Genomic DNA, 2,388 nt, shown 5'->3' on the forward strand with positions numbered 1-2,388 from the left:
CCGTGGTGGATGAGCGAGCGCGCGATGTCGTACAGCGCCTCGTTCAGCGTGCTCGCCCGCAGCGTGATCGTCCCGACGCCCGACTCGGCGTCGCGCAGGTGCTGCGGCGAGTAGCCCGCCCAGAACGGCGGCGCATAGGGCACCTCGGCCTTCTCGGCCGCGCGGCGCGAGACCTCCAGCGCGGTGATCGTGTCGGTGCCCAGCGGGAGGTGCGCTCCGTGCTGCTCGCACGAGCCGATCGGGATGAGGACGATGTCCGAGCGCTCCCGAAACCATTCGATGTCCGGAGGCGCGAGATCCAGCAGGCAGTGCGAGACGGGTCGGCCGTTCTCAGACATGGGAAGCCTCCTTGGCGATGGTGAGGTAGCGCTCGGCGACGAGGTCGGCGAACTCGGGATCGTCGACGTGCGCGTCGACCTCTTCGAAGGCGATGTGGGAGGGAAGCGAGTCGCGCAGGGAGTCGATGAAGGCGGCATCGGCCTCGGGGTCCCACAGGTCCCCGCCGGGCACGTCGGCGAGCGAGAAGCCGCCCGTGGGGCAGATCACCTGCACCGGGCCGCGCGCGCCGGCCAGTCGCTCCGCGACGATGCGGCCGAGCTCCGCCTCCTCCTCGGCGGTCAGCCGCACGAGCGTGGCCACGGGGTTGTGGAAGTACTGCTTTCGCGAGCGGAGGTTCTCGGGCAGCTCCTCCCGGGCGCCCTGGTTGAAGAAGTCGACGCAGCCGGGTACGACGACCTGCGGCAGCCCGTGCTCGCCGGCGACGGTCAGGCGCCGCGGCCCGGTGGCGTGGATGCCGGTCGGGTGCATCGCATTGGCAAGCTCGGACAGCGTGAAGTCGATGACTCCGGAGATCGCCTCCGCTTCGATGAGCCTTTCCATGGCCGGGCCACCCACGCCGTTGGCGTGGAAGACGACCGGCTGGTGACCGCCGGCCTCGAGCGCAGGCAGCATGTGCATCACGGCGGGCGTCGTGTGGCCGAGCATCGTGATGGCCACGCAGCGCTCGCCGAGCGCCTCGGCCGGGCGGCCGGCGTCGCGGGCCATGCCAACCACCGCCGCGGCCGCGTTGTCGAAGATCGCCCGCGAGATCGGGTTGATCCCGAGGATGTCGATCACCGAGTGCATGACGAGGGTGTCGCCCTCGCCCACGAACGGCCCAAAGGGCCGCCGGCCCGAGGCCGACGGGGAGACGATCAGCTTGGGCACCCCGACGGGAAGCGCGGCCATCGCCGCAGCGCCGAGCAGGGCGCCCTCGGCGCCGCCGAGGCACAGGGCGCCGTCCACGCGTCGCTCGGCCCAGAGGGCCTCGAGCACCGCCCGCACGCCCTCCTGCATCTGCTCCACCGCCGCCCCGCGCGAGCCCGCCGACCGCACCTCGTCGAGCTCGCGCCCGCCGGCGCGGGCGACCTCGGCGCGGGACACGCCGGCCTCGCAGCCGGCGGCCTCGCCGAGGATGCCCGAGTCGATCACGATCGCCTCGCCGCCGAGCGCGACGATCCGGTCGCGCACGTACGCGGTCTCGTCGCCCTTGGTGTCGAGGGTGGCGATCAGCGCTATCCGCGGCGAATCGCTCAAACGGCCTGGCCTACGGACTCGGCCGCCCTCTTGAGCCGGTCGATCGAGTCCTGCACGTACTGGTCGTAGAGCTTCGCGGGGACGGTGCCGGTTCCGTGGTCACGCAGGAACTGCTCCATGCCCTGTGAGCTCTCGCTCTCCGAGGCGTCGGTGATCTCCGTGCGCTCGGAGATGCGGCTGCGGTCGACGGTCGCCACGAACTCGACGGTCACGCAGCCGTCGTAGCCCACCTCGTCGAGGGTCTGCATCAGCTTCTCCCAGTCGATGGCACCCTGGCCCGGGGGCATCCGGTTGTTGTCGGCCACGTGGAAGTCGACCAGGCTGTCGCCCGCGGTGCGGATCGCCCGCGCCCAGTCGGCCTCCTCGATGTTCATGTGGAAGATGTCGAGGCTGACGCCACAATTGCCGCCCACGTCCTCGGCCAGGGCGAGGGCCTGGTCGGTGCGGTTGATGAAATAGGTCTCGAAGCGGTTGAGCGGCTCGAGGCCGATGCGCACGCCCACCTCCTCGCCGTGGGCCTGGCACTCCTTGAGGCCCTCGACTGCCCACTGCCACTCGTCCTCGGGGGAGCCCATGGGCACGACCTTCCCCACGGTGGAGGGGACGATCGTGATGATGTCGCCACCCCAGGCCGCGACCTGGCTCATCGTGTCCTTGACGTAGTCGACCGATCCCTGGCGCACGTACTTGTCCTCGTGCACGAGGTCGCGCCCGCCCGTCATCAGCGTCACGGAGCCCCAGCAGCCGACCCCGTGCTTGTCCATCAGGCCCTTCACCTCGTCGGTGTCCCAGACGGCGGGTTCACCGGAGATC

3 protein-coding genes are annotated in these 2,388 nt (G+C 70.9%); all 3 read right to left on the reverse strand.

All coding sequences use genetic code 11. The features are described from left to right. The coding region (locus VNT50_RS04685; protein ID WP_325483942.1) for a creatininase family protein at positions 1–338 on the reverse strand (338 nt) is incomplete at its 3' end. Continuing rightward, on the reverse strand, positions 331–1,575 hold the full coding sequence (locus tag VNT50_RS04690; RefSeq protein WP_325483943.1) for a Tm-1-like ATP-binding domain-containing protein: 1,245 nt from the start codon (positions 1,573–1,575) through the stop codon (positions 331–333). The genes VNT50_RS04685 and VNT50_RS04690, both read right to left, overlap by 8 nt. Continuing rightward, positions 1,572–2,388, reverse strand: an 817-nt coding sequence (locus VNT50_RS04695; protein WP_325483944.1) for a sugar phosphate isomerase/epimerase family protein, incomplete at its 5' end; no start/stop codon positions are given. The genes VNT50_RS04690 and VNT50_RS04695, both read right to left, overlap by 4 nt.

The sequence above is a fragment of the Microbacterium sp. genome, from assembly GCF_035554235.1.
Taxonomy (GTDB): domain Bacteria; phylum Actinomycetota; class Actinomycetes; order Actinomycetales; family Microbacteriaceae; genus Microbacterium.